The following is a 13,684-nucleotide window of genomic DNA, read 5'->3' on the forward strand; positions in this document are numbered from 1 at the left end:
CGCCCGGTTACATTCCGAACCCGGAAGCTAAGCCTCACAGCGCCGATGGTACTGCAGGGGGGACCCTGTGGGAGAGTAGGACGCCGCCGAACTAATTTTAAGAAAGACCCCCAATTCCGGGTGAGAATCCGGAGTTGGGGGTCTTTCGCGTTTTCGGGATGAGTTCGTCAGAAGGAAACTTCTGCCGTTTCCACCGTGCCTCCTTGTCGGCCCGGTGCGCTCTGGAATTTCCAGTACAGGTTCGTGTGGGCGATGACCTGCGCGGGCGTGGGCGCACCGTACGCGGTGTGGTCCTCCGTCGTGTGGGCGTCGGCGACCAGCGTCGCGTCGTATCCGCGGACGATGGCGCCGTGCAGGGTCGAGCGGATGCAGGCGTCGGTCTGGGCGCCTGTGACGACGAGCCGGCCCACTCCGCGGTCTGCCAGGACGGACTCGAGGTCGGTGTCCTCGAAGGAATCCCCGTAGTTCTTGTGGACCAGGGGTTCCGTGTCGAGGCGCTTCAGCTCCGGCACGTACTCCCAAGGGGTGCTGTCGCGCTGGAGGTCTTCGTCGGAGTGCTGTACCCAGACCACCGGCACGTCGTCCGCGCGGGCCTTGTCGAGCAGGGTGTTGATGTTCGCGATGACGCCGGCGCGGTCGTGGGCGTCCTCCACCACGCCGTTCTGGACGTCGATGATGAGCAGCGCGGTGTTCGGACGGTCGGGCAGAGTTGTCATGAAACCCCCAGTGTCGCGTGCGATGGGCATGGCTGTGCTGCCCACCGTAGGGGTCGGCACTGACAACGGGCGTTATTTCAGGCGGACATGGAGGTCGGTCTAGACCGGGAGGTCCTGGTGGGGCCAGCGGGTGCGGGCCTGTTCGCGGGAGCGGAGGAGGGCCAGGGTCGGGAGACCCCGGCCCGCTCCGGTGGACAGCAGCTCCGGGAGCTGGGGAAGCGGAGCCACCGCGGCAACGTCGTCCAGGACGAGAGTCATTGGTGGGTCGAGCCGACCGGCGGATGACCGTTCGGCCATGCGCCGGCCGTGCTCGACCACGCTTGAGGCGAGTGCCGTGAGGAGAGGCATCGCGCCCGGGTCTGCCTTGGGGTCCTCGATGGCTTCACCCACCAGATAAAGGGTGCCCCCTTCATGGACGAAGGAATCCAGCGTGAGCGCATCAGTTCGGTTCGGGGTGCAGGCCTCGCGGATGTGGATCGAGAAGAGGGAGGACAGGGAACGGGCCGTCAGTTCCTGGGCCATGTCCCGGCGTTCGGGGTGCGAGGTGAGCGCGGCTTCGAGTTCGCCCGCGGTGCCGGCCGCCGCCTTGGGGCTCGTCCGCAGGATGCGTACCGCTTCCTGGACCTGGGTGCCCTGGGCCCAGCGGTGTACGTGGCGGAAGGGCTTGTTGTCCACGGCGGCCGCGTGCAGGTAGCTGCGGAGGAGGGTTTCCGCCGTGTCGGCGGTGGCCGTGTCGAGTTTGGCGGTGGGGCGGGTCGGGGCGAGGAGGGCGGTCGCGCGGGACGCTGCGGTGGGCTTGTCCTCGCAGCCCTGGGCCGGGTTCCAGTGGAGGCGGGCCGGGGTGTCGCAGAGGTGCGTGGGGTCGTAGACGAGGACCGGGCCGAGTTTCGCGCGGGCGTCCTTCGTCTCGGCCCAGACGTCTGCGGACGAGGTGATGACGAGGACGGGGCCTTCGGCGTCCTGGATGGCCTGGATGGCGTGCGGGGTGCGGTCTTTGGCGGGGCCGAGGATCACGGGCCCGGCGGCGGTCAGGGGGGTGCGCTGCTGGGGGAGTGAGGGGGCGGGGGCGGTCGGGGCCTGCGCGGGCTCGGGGTCAGGTACGACGGCTGCGACGGGTTCGGGCTGTGGCTCAGGAGGCTTGGGCGCCGCTTTCACGCGGTCCTGACGCTGTTCCCGTACCCGCCGCTCCCGTACCCCCTGCTTCCGTACCGCCCGCCATCGCGCCACCGTGCCCGCCACGAAGACCGTGAGGACGATCAGGACCATGACCTGGCCGATGAACAGGCCCCAGAACAGGCCGTAGCCGGAGAGCTGGGTGGGCGGGGTGTCCGGCCAGGCGGCCGCGAGGTCGTGGGGTTCGCTTATGAGGGCGCGCATGGCCAGGGGGGTGTTGCGGATCGTGACGCCGTCCGGCCAGGCGCCCTTGGTGAACAGGCCGGCGAGGCCCGTCGCCGTCCAGACCATGGCGGTCATGCCGAGCAGGAAGGCGAGTATGCCCAGGAGCAGTCCGTCGGGGATGCCGCGCTCGCGGCGGGGGGCCGGGCCGCTGCGGCCCCGCCCCTCGTGCGCGTCGTCCTCACGCTCGTACCCGTACTCGTACATGCCGTTCTCGCTCTCGCCGAGCCAGGCCAGTAACGCCCGTAATGCCAGTGACTTCGGGGGCCTCAGGCCACCGTGGACTCCGAGGAGTCGTTGAGCCGGTCGCCCATCTGCTGTTCCACGAACGCCGCCGCCCGTTCCTCGGCCTCCAGTTCGGCGGCGCGCAGGGCGTCGTCGTCGCGCATGTCGCTGGAGGACTCCGTCATGGCGCGGTCGGTGAAGACCAGTGGGCGTTCCGTCTCCGTGACGAGGTGCTTCACGACCTGGACGTTCCCGTTCACGTCCCAGACGGCGATGCCCGGTGTCAGGGAGGGGATGATCTCGACGGCCCAGCGTGGCAGGCCGAGTACGAGCCCTGTGGCGCGGGCCTCGTCGGCTTTCTGGGCGTAGATGGTCCTGGTGGAGGCCATCTTGAGGATCGCGGCGGCTTCCTTGGCGGCGGCTCCGTCGACGACGTCGCTGAGGTGGTGGACGACCGCGACGAAGGACAGGCCGAGGCGGCGGCCGAACTTGAGGAGGCGCTGGAACAGCTGGGCCACGAAGGGGGAGTTGATGATGTGCCAGGCCTCTTCGACGAGGAAGATGCGCTTCTTGCGGTCCGGCCGGATCCAGGTGTGTTCGAGCCACACGCCGACGATCGCCATGAGGATGGGCATGGCGATGGAGTTGCGGTCGATGTGGGAGAGGTCGAAGACGATGAGGGGGGCGTCGAGGTCGATGCCGACCGTCGTCGGGCCGTCGAACATGCCGCGCAGGTCACCGTCGACGAGGCGGTCGATGACGAGCGCGACGTCGAGGCCCCAGGCCCGGACGTCGTCTATGGCGACGTTCATCGCCTCGGCCGATGAAGGCTCGGGGTGGCGGAGCTGTTCGACGATGTCGGTGAGGACGGGCTGGCGCTCGACGATGGTCTCGTTGACGTAGGCGTGGGCGACCTTGAGGGCGAAGCCGGAGCGTTCGTCGAGGGTGTGGCCCATGGCGACCTCGATGATCGTCCGGAGCAGGGCGAGCTGTCCGGTCGTGGTGATCGCGGGGTCGAGCGGGTTGAGGCGGATGCCCATGTCGAGGGCGGCCGTCGGGTCGAGCCGGATGGGAGTTATCCCCAGCTCCTGGGCGATGAGGTTCCATTCGCCGACGCCGTCCTCGCCCTGGGCGTCGAGGACGACGACCTGCCGGTCCTTGAACCTGAGCTGCCGCAGGACGTACGTCTTCTCCAGGGCGGACTTGCCGTTGCCGGACTCGCCTAGGACGAGCCAGTGCGGGGCGGGCAGCTGCTGCCCGTACAGCTGGAAGGGGTCGTAGATGTAGCCCTTGCCGGAGTAGACCTCGCGGCCGATGATGACGCCCGAGTCGCCGAGGCCGGGGGCGGCCGTCGGCAGGTAGACGGCCTGGGCCTGGCCGGTCGACGTGCGCACGGGGAGACGGGTCGTCTCCACCTTCCCGAAGAGGAAGGACGTGAAGGCGTCGGTGACCATGGACAGCGGATCCCGCATCTCAGAGCCCTGCCTCTACCGTCGGATGCCGGTCGCGAACGGCAATGTGTTGACGAAGGCCCGGTGGTGTTCGCGGTCGCACCATTCGAGCTTCAGATAGGACTTGCCGGCAGAGGCGCGGATCGTGCGCTTGTCGCGCGCGAGGGCCTCCGGCGATCGGGAGGAGACGGTGATGTAGCCGACGAGGTTGACTCCGGCGGCGCCGCTCGCGAGGTCTTCGCCGCGCTGGTCGAGGCGGCTGTTGGCGGCTACGTCGCGGGGGTCGACGGTGCGGTTGAGCTTGGCGGCGCGGCTGGCCTCCGCCTCGTCGTTCGTCTTCTCCGTGAGCATCCGCTCGATGGCGACCTCGGTGGGTTCGAGGTCCATCGTGACGGCGACGGTGCGGATGACGTCGGGGGTGTGGACGAGGAGCGGGGCGAGGAAGTTGACGCCGACGGGCGTCATCGGCCACTCCTTGACCCAGGCCGTCGCGTGGCACCAGGGGGCGCGGGTGGACGACTCGCGGGTCTTGGCCTGGAGGTACGTGGGTTCCATGGCGTCGAGCTCGGCCGGCCAGGCGTTGCGCTTGGTCATGGCCTGGATGTGGTCCACGGAGTGGTCCGGGTCGTACATGGAGTGCACGAGGGAGGCGAGGCGGCTCTGGCCGAGCGGCTGCCGGACGCGGATGTCGGCCTCCTGGAGGCGCGAGCAGATGTCGGTGAGCTCGCGGGCCATGACGACGGCGAGTCCGGCGTCCCGGTCGACCTTGCGGCCGTTCTGCGGGCTGGCGGCGCGGGCCATGGCGTTGGCCTCGGCGGCGAGTTCGCGGGTGTAGTGCATACAGGCCACGAGGTAGGCGCGGTGCTGCTCGCTGCTGGTCGACACCATCGACTGGAGCTGGTCGTACGACTCCTGGAGCCAGCCCGGCGCGCGGTCGTGGCCGCGGAGGGCGACGTCCTTGGCGTGGGCGTCGGGGTCGGCGGGGAGGGTGCGGGCGAGCATCTGGATGCGGGTGACGAAGCCGTCGCCGTTCGCGACGTGCTTGAGGAGCGTGCCGAACCGGTCGACCAGCGCTTCCTGGTCCTCGGAGTCGCGCAGTCCTACGCCGGGTCCTTCGATCTCGATGGCGGCGGTGACGGTGCGCCGGTCGGCGTGCAGGAGTACGGCGATCTCGTCGGGGCCGAACGGGGCGGCCAGCCAGGTGAGGCGGCCGATGCCGGGCGGCGGGCCGATCTCGACCTCGCGCCCGTCGAGCCGTACGCCGGCTTCCATGGCCCGGGAGCGGTAGGCCGTACCGCGCTTGAGCTGGCGCTTGTAGCTGCGGTTGATCTCGAACCACTTGTAGAACGTGCGGTGCTTGTACGGGATGTAGACGGCCGCGATCGCGAGGAGCGGGAAGCCGAGGAGCAGGACGAGGCGCAGTGACAGGGCGGGGACGAGCAGCCCGCACATCATGCCCAGGAAAGCGCCCCCGATGATGAGGGCGATCTCGCCGGTCTCGCGGTTCCTGCCGACGATGGCGTTCGGCCGGGCGCGGCCGATCAGATACGTACGGCGGGGCGTGACCGGGTGGGACACATGGGACTGGGTCGTCAACGCCCTGCACCTCCTTGCCGATTCGTGTTGCTGCCGGTGTTCCCGCCGCTACGCGTATTGCTCGCGTGCGGGGTGTTCGTGGGGCTCGTACGGGGCGGGGGTGCGGCGGAGGGGACAGATCCGCCGCCACCGCCACTGCCCCCGGCGGAGGGGCGTGAGCTGTGTGCGGCCACGCCTCCCGACACCGGGTTCGCGGGGCGGGCCTGGGACTGGCCGCCGCCGCTGCCGCCGCCTCCGTCGGAGCGGGCGCTGTGCGTCTTGATGCCCTGGGAGACGAGGGAGGCGGGGGAACTGATGACCGCGGCGGCCTTGCTCTCGGCGCCGCGCATGATGCGGTTGTTGCGGCCGTTGGCGATCTCGTCGCCGAAGCCGGGTACGAAGCGGTAGATCATGCCGCTGGCGAAGATGGCGAGCAGGACGATGGCGAGTCCGGACACGACGGCGGCGAGCGAGTCGGGGCCCTTGGAGCCGGACAGCGCGCCGGCGAGGCCGAGCACGATGACGATGACCGGCTTCACGAGGATGACGGCGATCATGACGCCGGCCCAGCGGCGGACGTGGCCCCACAGGTTCTTGTCGACGAGTCCGGCGTAGACGACGACGCCGAGGAGGGCGCCTACGTAGAGCAGGACCGCGCGCAGGTAGAGCTCCAGGTAGAGCACGCCTGCGGCGACGATGGAGACGAGTGAGACGACGATGAGCATGATCGGGCCGCCGCCGATGTCGTCGCCCTTTTTGAGGGCGGCGGAGAACGTTCCGAAGAAGGCGTCGGTCTGGTTGCCGGTCGCTCTGGCCAGCACGTCGGAGACGCCGTCGGCTGCGGATACGACGGTGTAGAGGATCAGCGGCGTGAACGCGGACGCGAGCACGGTGAGCCAGAGGAATCCGACGGCTTCGGAGATGGCGGTGGTCAGCGGGACGCCGCGGACGGCCCGCTTGGCGACGGCGAGGAGCCACAGCAGCAGCGTGAGGATCGCGGACGCGGCGAACACGATGGCGTACTGCTGGAGGAACTTCTGGTTGGTGAAGTCGACGTTGGCGGTCTGCTTGATGGACTCGCTGAGCTTGTCGACGGTCCAGGAGGCGGCGTCGGCGCAGCCCCTTGCGAGGGAGGACAGCGGGTCAAGGGGGTTGGTGGTGCCGGGGGGCGTGACGGGGGAGCCGCCGCCGGAACCGGGTTTGGCGTTGCCGCGCTCGCAGTACTGCTTCGCGGGTCCCACGATGAGGTCGCACTTGTCGTCGCCGGGCGCCGCGACGGCGCGGGCCGACATGAGGACGGCTGTGGTCTGGACGGCCGCCACGGCAGCCGAGAACTTCAGCAGAAGGCGACTACCGGGCATACGTGAAGCCTCCGTACTGCTCGACGGCCTTGGCGATCTCGTCGGCGGTCGAGATCCTGTTGTCGCCGTTCACGGGGGACGGTCCGTCCTTCTGGGAGAAGCTCTCGACCTTCCAGTCGCCGTCCGCCCACGCCAGCTTCAGCGTCATCGTGAACCAGTCGTTGGTGACGGGGGTCTTCGTGGACTCGCCCGCGGTGCCGAAGGCACCCGTGCACCACACCTCGACGGTCGCAGCCGTGTCCGAGTACGACGTGGTCTTGGTGCCGACCGGAGCAGTGCGTGACACGTAGGTCTGGCCGGCCGGCGGGTTGCCGTTCGTGTCCAGTCCGAGGCGGCTCAGGAAGTCGGCGGAGTACGCCTTGTTGAACTTGGCCTCGAGCGCGGGCACCTGGTCGGCGACGAACAGCTGCCTGATGATCTGGCTTCTGCGGTCCGGCTTCAGGATGTCGGCCGAAACCAACGCGACCGAGTAATTCGCCGCCGCGCTCTGCGCCCCCTGCTCGTCATGGGCGAAGCCCGAACTCACCGGTTTCGTCCCGGTAGCCGCCGTCGGAGACGTGTCCGGTTTCTTTGAGTCGCTGCCCCCCGAAGGGGATCCGCCCCGGTTCGCGAAGGCGATCGCCGCGATGAGGAGTACGACGACCCCGACCACCGTGATCAGGCTGCGTGACGACGACCGGGCAGGCCTGCGCGCGTCGCCGTACCCGTCACCCGGACCCCCGTCGGGAAGCCGCGTGCGGGTCTGGCCCGTGCCGCCGTACAGGCCGTCGTCGTCATGACCGTCGCCCAGACTCATCCCGCGTACGCCCCCTCAGGCTCGTGCTGAACCGCCACGTACGACGGTAGCCGCGCGGCATGGCGCGCGGGCGCGGTGTGGTGACTCGACATCAGGGAGTTGCAACCTCAGTGCAGATGAGACCGGAGCGAGCGAAGACGGCTGGGCTAGATCGCCATGCCGTACACGATGGTGAAGAGCGTGCCGAGCGATCCGATGATGAATACGCCGGTCAGGCCCGCGATGATCAGGCCCTTGCCCTGTTCGGCGCTGAACGTGTCGCGCAGGGCCGTCGCGCCGATGCGTTGCTTGGCCGCGCCCCAGATCGCGATGCCCAGGCACAGCAGGATCGCGACCGCCATCACGACCTCGACCATCACCTGAGCTTCTTTGCCCAGGTTCTGGAAAGGTCCCCAGTCGGGGGCGATTCCGCCGATGATGGTGTCGATGTTGCCCTTGCCGGCTGCCAGCAGCATGTGTAACTCACCGCCCCATGTGGGTAGTTCTGTCGCCCCCGCCGCAGCGCAGAGGTCAGGGCCCATTCTTGCCCAGATCGGCGCGGATGCCTGCCGACTTGGCGCCATTCCTTGGCCGAGTTCGTACGGCGGAACGTGTTTGCGTATACGAACCGACGTATGGTCACTCTGTGTATCACGGAGGGTGACCTGGGGCAATGAACATCCGCTCTGTGCCGTGACCTGCCGAGGGGCTGTTCGTTGGCCACCTTTCCCTACGCGGTGTCAGCGGCGGCGGCCGGGGTCCACCGCTGTGACCTGGGGGCCTCGCCGAGGGTCCGGGTGCGGGAACGAGACAACCGGGCGGACTCCGCCTGGATCACCGCCCCCGCCTCTAAACTGACGCGGTGGACGTCGGGGCTGCGAGGGGCGGTTGACGGTGCGTAAGGCGTGGGTCGTCGGGGGATCGCTCGTCGCCGGGGGAACCGGGTTCGTGACGCTGCTGGCCGTCGGTACGTTCATGGCCGCCGGGAGCCTCGCGGGCGGTATCGGCAAGGGGTCGGTGGGGCTCGCCAAGGGTGCCGTGCCGGCCGCGTACCAGTCGATCGTGCAGGAGTGGGGGAATCTCTGCCCCGCGATCAATCCGGCGCTGCTCGCCGCTCAGCTCTATCAGGAGAGCGGGTTCAATCCGCGCGCGAAGAGCCCGGCGAAGGCGCTCGGCATAGCGCAGTTCATCCCGGGGACCTGGGCCGCGCACGGCATCGACGGCGACGGTGACGGGAACAAGGACATCTGGGACCCCAAGGACGCGATCCCTTCGGCGGCCTCGTACGACTGTTCCCTCGCGAAGTACGTGAAGGACGCGCCGGGCGACCCGACGAAGAACATGCTCGCCGCGTACAACGCGGGCGCGTACGCCGTCATCAAGTACGGGGGCGTCCCGCCGTACCGCGAGACGCAGAACTACGTGAAGACGATCACGAACCTGGAGAAGAGCTTCGCGCAGCCCGTCGGCCGGGTGCAGCCCTCGCAGCAGGCGGCCGGGGCGATCTATTACGCGCAGAAGAAGCTCGGCACGCCGTATCTGTGGGGCGGGAACGGGACCGCCGACCAGGGTGGCCGGTTCGACTGCTCGGGGCTGACTCTCGCCGCGTACAAGGAAGTCGGGGTGACGCTGCCGCGCGTCGCCAACGACCAGTACAACGCCGGGCCGCACCCCAAGCGGGACGAACTGCTTCCCGGGGACCTCGTGTTCTTCTCCGACGACCTCACCAACAGCCGCGCGATCCGGCATGTGGGGATTTATGTGGGCGGCGGCTACATGATCGACGCGCCGCGTACGGGGGCGGTCATCCGCTTCGACCCGATCGACACTCCTGACTATTTCGGGGCGACGCGGGTCACGGCGGACGGGGCGAAGGGCGTGTGACCTGGAGCCGGTCCGAGCTGTGACGTGGCCGGAACTCTCCGTCAGGGCCCTGCCCTGAGCTGCGATTTCGTGTCTCTCTTCGATAACGTCTGCGTGATCATCCGGTGATTCGTGGAACGTAGACAGCGGACCGTGCGTTCCTTTTCCGGAGCCGGCAGACCACGGGGGTGGACGAGCGGCGCACACCGGGTGCGCCCGCGGAGCGAGACGACGAAGGGGCCGCAGCGACATGGCTGGACTGGCTGGATTCACGGCACTCGGCGCCTCCGCGTCCAACCCCGACGTCGGTCTGCTCTACGACATCAACGGCCTGGCGAAGGACTCGCCCGGGTGGGTCGACCACGTCATGGCGTTCACCGGTGAGTACGGGCTGCTGCTCGCGCTCGTCCTTGTCACGCTGTGGTGCTGGTGGAGTGTGCGGAGGCGGGAGCGGGTCGAGGACGCGGCGGCCTCCGTCGCGGCCGTCCTTTGGGCGCCGCTTGCGGCCGGGATCGCTGTGTTGGTGAACGTGCCGATCCGGGGGTTCGTCGGGCGGCCGCGGCCTTTCGTCGATCATCAGGGGCTCGATGTTCTTGTCGACGGGAAGGCCGACTTCTCGTTCGTCAGCGATCACGCGACGATTGCGATGGCCATCGGGGCGGGGCTTTTTGTGGCCCACCGGAAGTTCGGGCTCATCGGGATCGGGCTTGCCGTCCTTGAGGGGTTCTGCCGCGTTTTCATGGGCGTGCACTATCCGACTGACGTCGTGGGCGGGTTCGCGCTGGGGACGGCTGTGGCGTTGCTGTTGTCGCCTGTTGCGTCGGCGCTTCTTACTCCGTTGGCGCGGGCGGTTGGGCGCACCCGGCAGTTGGGGTGGCTGGTTTGGGCTGCGCCCAGCGGGACCCTGCCGGGGGCTGTGCGGATTCCGGAGACCCGGGCTGACGAGAAGGATCTTGCGGCGTAGGTCGGGGTGGCCGTATGTGTAGGGTTTCTGGTCGGATGGGCTTTTTTGCGCAGTTCCCCGCGCCCCTGAAGGGGTGTCTGTCTCGGGGTCGGCTGTCCGTTGGTGGGGGCTTGTCGCGCAGTTCCCCGCGCCCCTTGAGGGGCGCTTCGTGTGCGGAGCGCTCTGTTCACAGTGACTGGGGGAATGTGAAGAAGCGCGTCGGGTCGTACTGCTTCTTCAGGGCCGTCAGGCGCGTTGCCGCGTCTCCGTAGTACGCCCTCCGCCAGTCCGGCAGGGTCGGGTCCGTGTAGTTCTGGTAGGCCGTGCCGGAGGCGTACGGGGTCATTGCCGTGTGTGTGGCGTCCAGCCAGGATGTGGCCGTCGTGCCTGATGTGCCGGCGCGCCAGGACGCTATGTACTGCGCCAGTATTCGTTCGCGGCGGTGGATGAAGGCCGTTGCCGTCGGGTCTATTCGGTTTATGGCGCCGCCGAGTGCCGTGAGGGCGATGCTGCCCGCGCCTGCCGGGATGTTCTCCATCCTGGCGAACATCGCTCGGATTCCGGCCGACGGTATGGAGCGGTCGAAGAAGTCGGAGCGGGCCGCGTACGTCTCACGGTTGAGGGCTCCCTCAGGGCTGCGGCCCGGGGTCGTGCCCGGCATGTGGCACTGCGCGTCGTCCGTGAAGCCCGAGCAGCCCGCGTACACCTCCATCGACTCCTCGTACGAGCGTCGCTTCAGGGAGACGTTCGATGCCGGGCCGGGGCCGCCCGGGCCGTCGGCGAGGCGGTCCACGGCGTTCTGGAGCTCGCCGTAGGTGCCGAGGGAGAACGCGGCGACGGAGATGGTCGGGCGGCCGCCGACCGCGTTCGCGATGTGGCAGGACGACCAGATCTCGTCCGGCTGCGAAGGGCCCCATTCCTGCCAGGACTTCAGGACCGCCGTCGCCTTCGACCAGGGCCAGGTCATGTACGCGGAGACGGCCTGCGGGGCGGGGTGTGTGCGGAAGCGGAGTTCGGTGACCACGCCGAAGTTGCCGTTGCCGGCGCCGCGCAGCGCCCAGAAGAGGTCGGGGTTCTCGGTGGCGTTCGCGACGACCTGCTTGCCGCCGGCGGTGATGAGGGTGGCCTGGGTCAGGCTGTCGCAGGTGAGGCCGTAGGCCCGGGAGACCACTCCGTGGCCGCCGCCGAGGGTCAGGCCGGAGACGCCGACCGTGGGGCAGGAGCCGGCCGGGATGGTCACGCCCTTCGCGGCCAGCGCGCGGTACACGTCGATGAGTTTGGCGCCCGCGCCCACGACGGCCTCGCCCGCCGAGGCCCGTATCCCGGAAAGCTTCGACACGTCGAGGATCAGGCGGCCGTTGCCCGACGACCAGCCCGCGTACGAGTGGCCGCCGTTGCGTATGGAGACGCGGACGTGGTGGGCCTTCGCGTAGGCGAGCGTCGTGCGGATGTCGTCGGGGTGCGCGACATAGGCGACGGCGGCCGGCTTCAGGTTGTCGAAGCGGGTGTTGTAGAGCTGGCGCGCGGCCGCCCACTTGGCCTGGCCGGGGGTGACGAGGGTGCCGTCGAGGTCCTGGGCGAGCGCCGTGAGGTTCGCCGGGACGCGGGCGCTCGCGCTGGTGTTGCGGATGGAGGTGCCCGCGGCGGTGGAGCTGCCCCCGCCCGCGGCCTTGCCGCCCGCCTCGCACGCGGTGGTTGTACCCGCCGCCACCGCTGCCGCGCCGGCCGCTATGAACGTACGCCGATCCATGGACGCCTCCCCCGTTGGTCCCGAGGTACGAGACGTCCGCGCGGCGCGGGAGGTTCCCCCTCAAGCGGCGAGCTCAGGCGGCCAGCGCGTGGGCCTCCGCGTCCTCGCGTGCCTTCGAGCGGGCCCTGCGGGCCGGGCCGCGCCAGCCGCAGGTGCATACGGCCAGGCAGAAGCGGCCCCGCTCGGCCGTGCTGGCGCGATGGGTGCCGGGGGATTCGGAGGGTTCGGACTGCTCTGCTGCCACAGGTCAACGGTACGCGTGACGGGTGCAGGCAACCGTCGTTATCCCGTCGACAGAAGGGGCGTCAACGCTCGGACAGGCTTGGGGGAAGACAAGCGATGGGTCAGCACGGACGCGCAGCACGGGCGGTCGCAGCGGCCGCGACGGTCGGACTGACGGTTCTCGCCACGGGGTGCTCGGCCGACGCGGAGGCCGACAACGAGAGCCCGGCCGACGCCGCGGCCACCGTGCACCGAGCCGCCGACCGACTGATCCGCGAGGGCAGTTCCCGGGCCAGTACGTCCATGGAGATGGCCAGCGGCGGGACCCGGGTCACCATCCGCGGCGAGGGCGTCTACAACTACCGGGCGAGCGTGGGGGAGCTGAAGGTGGTGCTTCCGCAGGACCCGCCCGGCGCCGCCCGGCACCGGCCCATCACCGAAGTCCTCGCGCCCGGCGCCCTGTTCATGAAGAACCGGGGCGCGGGTGTCCCCGCGGACAAGTGGGTGCGGGTCGAGTCGTCGTCGCTGTCCGACGGGAATCTGGTCACCGGCGGGGCCACGGACCCGCTCGCCGCCGCCGAACTGCTGCGGGGCGCGCGCCGGGTGACGTATGTGGGGGAGACGGAGTTCGCCGGGACGCGCGTGCGGCACTACCGCGGGATCATCGACATGCCGGCCGCCGCGCGGGCCGCGTCCCCGGCGAGCAGGGCGTCGCTCGCGGCGGCGGCGAAAGGGTTCGCCAAGGACCAGGTGCCCTTCGATGTCTACCTCGACCACGAGGGCCGGATCAGGAAGCTGCGGCACCGGTTCAGCTTCGTGAACACGAAGGCGGCGAGTGGCGGCCCCGCCGACAGTGCTGACCGCGCCGGTGGCGCTGACCGTGCGAAGAAGGCGAAGGACGGGAAGAACCGGAAGGGCGTCGTCGTCGATGTCGCGTCGACCACGCTGCTCTACGGGTTCGGGGTCCCCGCGCACATCGATCTTCCCGACACGAAGGACATCTTCGCCGGGAAGATCGTCGAGGACTGATCGTCGTGCATTAGCGGTCCGGAAATGGTCCGTCCGTGCCATGCGCCGGGCAGTGGCCGCTCCCTACCCTAGGAAGTTCTGGACCCCGGGTCGTTCCGGGGAAGTCGGCTACGGCTACGGCTTTACGGCTGGAAGAGGTGATGGACGTGGCTGCGGTGGGCGGCACGGCGGTTCATGACCACGTCGCCCTCGCCGAGATCGAGCTGTGCGGTGAACTGATCATCGCGGCGTCGGTCGCGGACGAGGAACGGCTCAGTCCGGACCGGATCGACGAGGTGCTCAGGGTCGCCGAGCGCCTGAGCGAGGAATCCGAGGCGGCCGAGGCGCCAGAGGGGTCCTGATCCGCGAGGCGTGCCGACGTGGTCATGATCTCGCGAGG

At 69.4% G+C, this 13,684-nt stretch carries 13 protein-coding genes and 1 rRNA gene; 5 read left to right on the forward strand and 9 right to left on the reverse strand.

Annotation, left to right across the window (positions count from 1 at the left end):
- Window positions 1-92: ribosomal RNA gene (gene rrf / locus ABZ893_RS15035) — 5S ribosomal RNA — on the forward strand; the annotation flags it as partial.
- Between the two features lie 75 nt (window positions 93-167).
- Here the strand turns inward: rrf and ABZ893_RS15040 are convergent.
- From ABZ893_RS15040 to ABZ893_RS15070, 7 genes are all read right to left on the reverse strand, one after another.
- Window positions 168-716, reverse strand: coding sequence for an isochorismatase family protein (locus tag ABZ893_RS15040; RefSeq protein WP_361402499.1), 549 nt, complete (start codon window positions 714-716; stop codon window positions 168-170).
- A gap of 99 nt (window positions 717-815) precedes the next feature.
- Window positions 816-2,318, reverse strand: coding sequence for a TraM recognition domain-containing protein (locus ABZ893_RS15045; protein ID WP_361402502.1), 1,503 nt, complete (start codon window positions 2,316-2,318; stop codon window positions 816-818).
- A 62-nt stretch (window positions 2,319-2,380) separates the two neighbouring features.
- Window positions 2,381-3,808 (reverse strand): ATP-binding protein, encoded by a 1,428-nt coding sequence (locus tag ABZ893_RS15050; RefSeq protein WP_361402504.1) that lies wholly within the window; start codon window positions 3,806-3,808, stop codon window positions 2,381-2,383.
- A gap of 15 nt (window positions 3,809-3,823) precedes the next feature.
- Window positions 3,824-5,383: an SCO6880 family protein gene (locus tag ABZ893_RS15055; protein ID WP_361402507.1), complete on the reverse strand. Its 1,560-nt coding sequence runs from the start codon at window positions 5,381-5,383 to the stop codon at window positions 3,824-3,826.
- On the reverse strand, window positions 5,380-6,723 hold the full coding sequence (locus ABZ893_RS15060; protein WP_361402510.1) for a hypothetical protein: 1,344 nt from the start codon (window positions 6,721-6,723) through the stop codon (window positions 5,380-5,382). Before ABZ893_RS15060 ends, ABZ893_RS15055 begins: the two co-directional genes overlap by 4 nt.
- Entirely contained in the window at window positions 6,713-7,519 is an 807-nt protein-coding gene (locus tag ABZ893_RS15065) for a hypothetical protein (RefSeq protein WP_361402513.1), read from the reverse strand. Before ABZ893_RS15065 ends, ABZ893_RS15060 begins: the two co-directional genes overlap by 11 nt.
- A gap of 146 nt (window positions 7,520-7,665) precedes the next feature.
- A complete protein-coding gene (locus ABZ893_RS15070) occupies window positions 7,666-7,974 on the reverse strand; it encodes a hypothetical protein (RefSeq protein ID WP_116512240.1) in 309 nt (102 codons plus the stop codon).
- A 412-nt stretch (window positions 7,975-8,386) separates the two neighbouring features.
- On the opposite strand from ABZ893_RS15070, the gene ABZ893_RS15075 reads away from it, so the two are divergent.
- Window positions 8,387-9,382 carry a bifunctional lytic transglycosylase/C40 family peptidase gene (locus ABZ893_RS15075; protein WP_361402516.1) on the forward strand — a complete coding sequence of 332 codons (996 nt, stop codon included), beginning with the start codon at window positions 8,387-8,389 and terminating at the stop codon, window positions 9,380-9,382.
- A gap of 229 nt (window positions 9,383-9,611) precedes the next feature.
- Complete coding sequence (locus ABZ893_RS15080) at window positions 9,612-10,325, forward strand: phosphatase PAP2 family protein (protein WP_361402519.1); 714 nt, start codon at window positions 9,612-9,614, stop codon at window positions 10,323-10,325.
- Window positions 10,326-10,491: 166 nt separating this feature from the next.
- Here the strand turns inward: ABZ893_RS15080 and ABZ893_RS15085 are convergent, their stop codons facing one another.
- Window positions 10,492-12,054 carry an FAD-binding oxidoreductase gene (locus ABZ893_RS15085; protein WP_361402521.1) on the reverse strand — a complete coding sequence of 521 codons (1,563 nt, stop codon included), beginning with the start codon at window positions 12,052-12,054 and terminating at the stop codon, window positions 10,492-10,494.
- Window positions 12,055-12,127: 73 nt separating this feature from the next.
- Window positions 12,128-12,298 carry a hypothetical protein gene (locus ABZ893_RS15090; protein WP_361402524.1) on the reverse strand — a complete coding sequence of 57 codons (171 nt, stop codon included), beginning with the start codon at window positions 12,296-12,298 and terminating at the stop codon, window positions 12,128-12,130.
- A gap of 95 nt (window positions 12,299-12,393) precedes the next feature.
- On the opposite strand from ABZ893_RS15090, the gene ABZ893_RS15095 reads away from it, so the two are divergent.
- The gene (locus ABZ893_RS15095; protein ID WP_361402527.1) at window positions 12,394-13,305 is read left to right on the forward strand and encodes a hypothetical protein; all 912 of its coding nucleotides are present in this window, start codon (window positions 12,394-12,396) and stop codon (window positions 13,303-13,305) included.
- Window positions 13,306-13,445: 140 nt separating this feature from the next.
- Window positions 13,446-13,646: a hypothetical protein gene (locus ABZ893_RS15100; protein ID WP_361402530.1), complete on the forward strand. Its 201-nt coding sequence runs from the start codon at window positions 13,446-13,448 to the stop codon at window positions 13,644-13,646.
- Window positions 13,647-13,684: the final 38 nt, after the last annotated feature.

The organism is Streptomyces sp. NPDC046821 (assembly GCF_040645335.1).
Taxonomy (GTDB): Bacteria; Actinomycetota; Actinomycetes; order Streptomycetales; family Streptomycetaceae; genus Streptomyces.